Consider the following 6,889-nt stretch of genomic DNA (forward strand, 5'->3'; position numbering starts at 1 on the left):
GGGTTCCAGGGGGTCGCCCCTGGGCTAACGCAACCTCTCGATGATGGTCACGTTCGCCTGGCCGCCGCCCTCGCACATCGTCTGGAGGCCGTAGCGGCCGCCGGTTCGGTCCAGTTCGTGGAGGAGGGTGGTCATGAGGCGGGCGCCGGTGGCGCCGAGGGGGTGGCCGAGGGCGATGGCGCCGCCGTTGGGGTTGACCTTCGCCGGGTCGGCGCCGGTCTCCTTCAGCCAGGCGAGGACGACGGACGCGAACGCCTCGTTGATCTCGACGGCGTCGATGTCGTCCATCGTCATGCCGGTCTTCTTGAAGGCGTAGGCGGTGGCGGGGATCGGCGCGGACAGCATCCGGACGGGGTCCTCGCCGCGCGCGGAGATGTGGTGGATGCGGGCGCGCGGGGTGAGGCCGTGGTCCTTGACGGCCTGCTCGGAGGCGATGAGCAGGGCGGCGGAGCCGTCGGAGATCTGGGACGACACGGCGGCGGTGAGGCGCCCGCCGTCCACGAGGGTCTTCAGGCCGGCCATCTTCTCCAGCGTGGTGTCGCGGCGGGGGCCCTCGTCGGTGGCGACGCCCTCGTAGGGGGCGATCTCGCGTTCGAAGCGGCCCTCGTCGATGGCGCGGATGGCGCGCTGGTGCGACTCGTAGGCGAAGCGCTCCATGTCCTCGCGGGACAGGTCCCAGTCGCGGGCGATCATCTCGGCGCCGTGGAACTGGGAGACCTCCTGGTCGCCGTAGCGGCGCGTCCAGCCCTTGGAGCCGGCGAAGGGGCCCTCGGTGAAGCCGAGCGGCGCGGCGGCGGTCATCGCGGACGCGATCGGGATCTGCGACATGTTCTGCACGCCGCCCGCCACGACCAGGTCGGACGTCCCGGACAGGACGGCCTGCGCGGCGAAGTGCACGGCCTGCTGGGACGAGCCGCACTGCCGGTCGACGGTGACGCCGGGGACCTCTTCGGGGAGCCCGGCGGCGAGCCAGCAGGTGCGGGCGATGTCGCCGGCCTGCGGGCCGATGGTGTCGACGCAGCCGAACACGACGTCCTCGACGGCGGCCGGGTCGATCTTCGTCCGGTCCATGAGCGCGGTGAGGACGTGCGCGCCGAGGTCGGCGGGGTGCGCGCCGGCGAGCCCGCCGTTGCGCCGGCCCACCGGGGCCCGGACTGCGTCGACGATGTACGCCTCGGCCATGGTCTTCTCCTTCGTACGGGGGCTAGCTCGCCTGGATGCCTTCGAGGAACATGGCGAGGTACTGCTTGGCGATGTCGTCGGCGGACAGCCGGCCGCCGTGCTGGTACCAGTTCGCCGCGACCCACACGGTGTCGCGGATGAACCGGTAGACGAGGGTGCGGTCGAGGTCGGCGCGGAACGCGCCCTCCTTGACGCCCCGGTCGAGCAGGGACAGCCACATCTCCTCGAACCGGCGCTGCGAGTCGAGCAGGTAGTGGAACCGCTCGCTGGTGGCGAGGTGCTTGGACTCGTTCTGGTAGAGGACGACGGCGGGCCGGTGCCGGTCTATCGAGCGGAACGACTGCGCGACGATGGCCTCGAGGGTGTCGCGGGCGTTGAGGTCCGCCGCGAGGACCTGCTCGTACCCGGCCCACATCTCGTCCAGGAAGGTGCGGAGGATCTCGTCGGCCATCGACTCCTTGGAGTCGAAGTGGTAGTAGAGGCTGCCGCCGAGAATGCCGGCGGCGTCGGCGACCTTCCGGACGGTGGTGGCGGAGTAGCCCTGGGAGGCGAACACCTCCGCGGCCGTGGCGAGCAGTTCCGCCCGCCGTTCCGCGCGGGCGGCGGCGGTGCCCTCGGCGTCGCGCCGTCGTGGACTCATCTTTTTCCTATGCGTGCTGGGAGGAGACGGAGACGACCTCGCCCGTCATGTAGGACGAGTAGTCGCTGGCCAGAAAGACGATAACGTTGGCCACCTCCCACGGCTCCGCGTAGCGTCCGAACGCCTCGCGCCGTGTCAGCTCGTCCAGCAGTTCCTCCGACGTGACCTTCACCAGGTGCGGGTGCATGGCGAGGGACGGCGACACGGCGTTGATCCGGACGCCGTGGTCGGCGGCCTCCAGCGCGGCGCAGCGGGTGAGGGCCATGACGCCGGCCTTGGCGGCGGCGTAGTGGGACTGGCCCTTCTGCGCCCGCCAGCCGATCACGGAGGCGTTGTTGACGATGACGCCGGAGCCCTGGTCGCGCATGGTGCGCAGGGCGGCGCGGGTGCAGCGCATGGTGCCGTTGAGGGTGATGTCGATGACGCGGTCCCACTGCTCGTCGGCCATGTCGACGAGGTCGGCCGTCCCGCCGAGCCCGGCGTTGTTGACGGCGACGTCGACGCGGCCGTAGCGCTCGACGGCGAGCCCGTACAGTGCCTGGACCTGCTCCTCGGAGGTGACGTCGCAGGGCAGCGCGGCGACGCGGTCGGCGCCGAACTCCTTCTCCAGTTCCTGCGCGGAGGCGGTGAGCCGCCGCTCGTGCGTGTCGGAGATCAGGACGCGGGCGCCCTCCTCCAGGCAGCGGCGGGCGGTGGCGCCGCCGATCCCGGCGCCGGCGGCGGCGGTGATCACGACGGCGCGGTCCTTCAGCAGGCCGTGGCCGGGGACGTAGGGCGGGGGCGTCATCCGCGTGCCTCTCTAGGGAGCCCGAGCACGCGCTCGGCGATGATGTTGCGCTGGATCTCGTTCGACCCGGCGTAGATCGTGTCGGAGCGGGAGAACAGGAACAGCCGCTGCCAGTCGTTGAGGTCGTAGGGCTCACCATCGGCGACGAGCCCGGCGGCGCCGAGGACGTCCATGGCCAGCTCGCCGAGCTCGCGGTGCCAGGTGCCCCAGACGAGCTTGGAGATGGACGACTCGGGGCCGGGGGCGCCGGCGGCGACGCCCGCCATGGTCCGCACCGCGTTCAGCCGCATGATCTCCAGGCCCATGTAGGACCGGGTGAGCCGGTCGCGCAGCAGCGGGTCGTCGATGGCGCCGGTGCGGCGGGCGAGGTCGGCGACGCCCTCGAACTCGCGGGCGAACCCGACCTGCTGGCCGAGGGTCGCGACGCCGCGCTCGAACCCGAGCGTGGCCATCGCGATCTTCCAGCCCTCGCCGGGCGCGCCGACGATGTTGCCGGCGTCGGTGCGGGCGCCGTCGAAGAAGACCTCGTTGAACTCGGAGGTGCCGGTGAGCTGGATGATCGGCCGGATGTCGACGCCGTCCTGCCGCATCGGGACGAGCAGGTACGACAGGCCCTTGTGGCGGGACGAGCCCGGCTCGGTGCGGCAGACGACGAAGCACCAGTCGGCTTCGAGGGCGAGCGACGTCCACACCTTCTGGCCGTTGACCGTCCAGTGGTCGCCGGACAGTTCGGCGCGGGTCTGCACGTTGGCGAGGTCGGAGCCGGCGTCGGGCTCGGAGTAGCCCTGGCACCACAGCTCCTCGACCGCCACGATCGGGGGGAGGAACCGGGCGCGCTGCTCGTCGGTGCCGAACGCGATGATCGTGGGGCCGAGCAGGTTCTCGCCGATGTGGTTGACGCGGGCGGGGCCGTCGGCGAGCGCGTACTCCTCGTGGAAGATCACCTGCTGCTCGACGGTGGCGCCGCGGCCGCCGTACTCGCGCGGCCAGCCGACGCACGTCCAGCCGGCCGCGGCCATGTGCCGTTCCCAGGCCAGCCGCTCCTCGAACGCCTCGTGCTCGCGGCCGGGTCCGCCGAGTCCGCGGGCGTGCGCGAACTCGCCCGAGAGGTTCGTCTGGAGCCAGTCGCGGACCTCGGCGCGGAACGCGCGGTCCGCCGGCGACTCGTTCTGCTTCACGCCAGGGACTCTACCAAACAGTTGTTAGAAAGAATCTCTCCCCAGGGCGGGTTCCGCCGCGGCCGCGGCCTCGCGGGCGGGCGCGGGCGCGCGCTCGGGCACGGGCGGCGGCTCCCGGTGCAGCAGGTCGAACAGCCGGTCCCAGCGGGCGAGGACGGCGTCGGGGTGGAAGCGCAGCACCGACGCCCGGGCCGCGGCACCGAGGGCGCGGCGCTCCTCCGGGTCCCCCATGAGGCGGTCCAGCGCGGCGGCGAACGCGGCCGTGTCGCCCGGCTCGACCAGGACGCCGCTCTCCTCCCCGGCCCCGAGCAGCGCGCGGACGCCCGGCGCGCAGTCGAACGCCACCGTCGGCAGCCCGTACGCCATGGCCTCCAGCACCGACATCGGGAAGCCCTCCGCCCGCGACGGCAGCGCGAGCACCGACGCCTCGACCAGCGCCTGCTCGACGTCGGTGACCACCCCCCGGAACTCCACGGAACCCGCCAGCCCGGCGGCGTCCGCCCGCGCCCGCAGCTCCGTCTCCTTGGGGCCGCCGCCGTAGATGTGGAGGCGCCAGTCCGGATGGCGCGCGCGGACCGCCTCCCACGCCTCCAGCATCAGGTCGACGCCCTTCTCGTGGGACAGGCGCCCGACGCAGGCGACCACCGGGAGGTCCAGCGTCGGGTGGACGGCCGGCGTCACATGCAGCGGATTCGGGATGTGGTCGACGTTCGTCATGCCGTCCCTGGCCCAGGCGTCGGCGTCCTCGGCCGTCAGCACCAGCATCCGGTCCGCGCCGGCGTAGTGCTCCCTGACCCTCCGGTACCGGGTCGACTTGCGGGTGGCCTCGTACGACTCGTGGCTCATCGCCACGACCCGCAGCCCGGACGTGTCGGCCAGCCGCACCCACTCCATCGCCCACACCTGCGCCACGATCACCACCGCCCCGGGCCCGGCGGCGGCGAACAGCTCCGACAGGCGCCCGGCGCCGCGCCGCTGGGCCGCCGTCCTCCGCAGATCCCGCGCGCGCGCCGCCGGGTTCAGCTTCTGCAGCGTGCTCTTCGGCCGCCACGCCAGCACCGGCGCCCGCCATTCCCGGTGCAGCACCTCGACGGCGTAGGAGCCGTCGCGGTCGTGGTGGTACGGCTCCGCGCCGCGGGTGATCCCCACGAGGGTGACGCGGTCCCCGCGCCCGGCCAGCAGGCGCGCCATGTGGTGCGCCCAGCGCTGCAGCCCGCCCATGTCGTCGGCGTTGTTGCACACGATGAAGACGTCACGCGGTGCGGCCATGGCTGCTCCCCCTGCGGCTCGTGCGTTCACTCCTGCGGCCCGGCCGTGCGGCCGGGAAGTAGCGGTCCGCCACCGTCCGGGCGGCGGTGCCCCGGTCGTGCTCGCCGAAGCGCGCGGCGAACGCGCGGCGCCGGGGGCCGTGGACGGCCTCGGCCGCGTCCAGCCCGGCCAGTGCGGCGACGAGTTCCCGCTCGGTGCGGGTGATCGGCCCGGGCCCTTCCCGGTTCAGGTCGAGGTATCCGGGGGCGAGGTCGCGGCCGTCCGGGAGGTGCAGGACGATCGGCCGGTCCAGCAGCGCGAAGTCGAACATGATCGAGGAGTGGTCGGTGACGAGGGCGTCCGCGAGCAGCAGCAGGAGCGTGGCGTCGGGCACCGCGCCGACGTCCCGCATGACCGCGCGGGCACCGGGCGGGACGTTGGCCCGGCACAGGTAGTGGGGCCGGACGAGCAGCACGTACTGCTCCCCCAGCTCCCGCGCGAACACCTCGGGGTCGATGGGCGGCTCCAGCAGTCCGCCGGGGCGCCCGTCCGGCCCGGTGGAGAAGGTCGGCGCGTACAGGACGGCGCGGCGCCCGTCGTCCAGGCCGAGGGACGTGCGGAGCGCCGCGACCTCGGAGGCCAGCTCCGGATCGCCGTCCACCCCGTTGACCAGGGGGTCATTGCGGGGATAGCCGGCCGGGAGCAGCTCGGAGCGCACCCCGAGGCCGGCGCACAGCGTCTCGACGTCGTGCCCGGAGCGCACCAGAAAGCAGTCGTAGCGCTCCACCATCCGCCGCAGCCGGGCCCTCTCGCCGGCGGAGGCCCTCTTCAGGCGGGGCTGGTCGAGGCCCATGGGCTTGACGGCCGAGCCGTGCCAGGTCTGGATATAGGTGGTCTCACGGCGTTTGCGTAGGCCCTCGGGGAAGCCCTGGTTGTCCACCCAGAACTGGGCGCGCGCCAGCGCCAGGAAGTACCGCCACGAACCCCGGCGGACGAGCACGGCGTCCGTGGGGAACCCCTTCGGGGACGACGCGTACGCCCACACCGCCGTGATCGGCCGCCCCGTCCCGCGCAGCTCCCGGTAGAGGTACTTCGGGTTGTCGGAGTAGTGGCGTCCGAGATGGCTCTCGAAGACCGCCAGGCCGGTCCGGACGGGCAGCCGGCTGAGCACCCGGTTGAACACGGCGATCTTGGTCCGGCGCGCGGTGAGCCGCCGGGCCGCCGCCCGCCGCACCGCCCGGACGCGGCGCCAGGCGCGCCGCCCCGGCGCCGAGGTGGCGGCGCGGCGCGCGGCGGCCCTCGCCAGCCGCGCCCACGGGCTCGCCGCCTCCAGCGTGAACGCCAGGTCGCCGCGGCCGGTGAGGCGGGAGCGGAGGCTGTCTCCGGCCAGCCGTGTCAGCCGGGGCCGGACGGGCAGCGCGACGCCCTCCAGCGGCGGCGATCCGCGGCCCTCGCCGAGACGGCAGACCATGTCCTCGCCGTCCGCCCGGACGCGCAGCCACGCGTCCCAGACGGGGTCGACGAACCCGAGCGGCCTGATCTCGGCGGCCGGGTCGAACTCCGCCCGCCAGGCCAGGCGGTCGCCCTCGTGCCGGACGGCGGCGCGGACCCGCGCCCGGCGGGCCCTCCGGCGCCGGTCGCGGAACTCCAGCGTCCCGGCCAGCTCGGCGTCCAGCGGGATCCGGCGCAGCGGGTTCGGCACATGCCCGGCGAGCAGGGCGCGGCCGCCGCGCGTCTCCAGCCGCGTCACGGTCCCGGCCGGGCACAGCTCCTTCAGGGGCCGGACATGGAAGCCGAGGCCGGTGACGTCCAGGATCCGGCGGCCGAGCCCCCCACGGGGCCCGCCCTCGCCCC

Annotated in this window: 6 protein-coding genes; all 6 read right to left on the reverse strand. The window is 73.9% G+C overall.

Features of this window, described 5'->3' with window-relative positions; all coding sequences use genetic code 11:
• Window positions 1-24 precede the first annotated feature (24 nt).
• A complete protein-coding gene (locus ETD96_RS38495; protein ID WP_138641425.1) occupies window positions 25-1,182 on the reverse strand; it encodes an acetyl-CoA C-acetyltransferase in 1,158 nt (385 codons plus the stop codon).
• A 22-nt stretch (window positions 1,183-1,204) separates the two neighbouring features.
• Entirely contained in the window at window positions 1,205-1,822 is a 618-nt protein-coding gene (locus ETD96_RS38500; protein ID WP_138641426.1) for a TetR/AcrR family transcriptional regulator, read from the reverse strand.
• Between the two features lie 7 nt (window positions 1,823-1,829).
• Complete coding sequence (locus ETD96_RS38505; protein WP_138641427.1) at window positions 1,830-2,609, reverse strand: SDR family oxidoreductase; 780 nt, start codon at window positions 2,607-2,609, stop codon at window positions 1,830-1,832.
• Window positions 2,606-3,787, reverse strand: coding sequence for an acyl-CoA dehydrogenase family protein (locus ETD96_RS38510; protein ID WP_138641428.1), 1,182 nt, complete (start codon window positions 3,785-3,787; stop codon window positions 2,606-2,608). Before ETD96_RS38510 ends, ETD96_RS38505 begins: the two co-directional genes overlap by 4 nt.
• 24 nt (window positions 3,788-3,811) lie before the next feature.
• Window positions 3,812-5,056 carry a glycosyltransferase gene (locus ETD96_RS38515; protein ID WP_138641429.1) on the reverse strand — a complete coding sequence of 415 codons (1,245 nt, stop codon included), beginning with the start codon at window positions 5,054-5,056 and terminating at the stop codon, window positions 3,812-3,814.
• A partial coding sequence (locus tag ETD96_RS38520) for a CDP-glycerol glycerophosphotransferase family protein (RefSeq protein WP_171069439.1) occupies window positions 5,040-6,889 on the reverse strand: 1,850 nt, incomplete at its 5' end. The genes ETD96_RS38515 and ETD96_RS38520, both read right to left, overlap by 17 nt.

The organism is Actinomadura geliboluensis (genome assembly GCF_005889745.1).
GTDB lineage: Bacteria > Actinomycetota > Actinomycetes > Streptosporangiales > Streptosporangiaceae > Spirillospora > Spirillospora geliboluensis.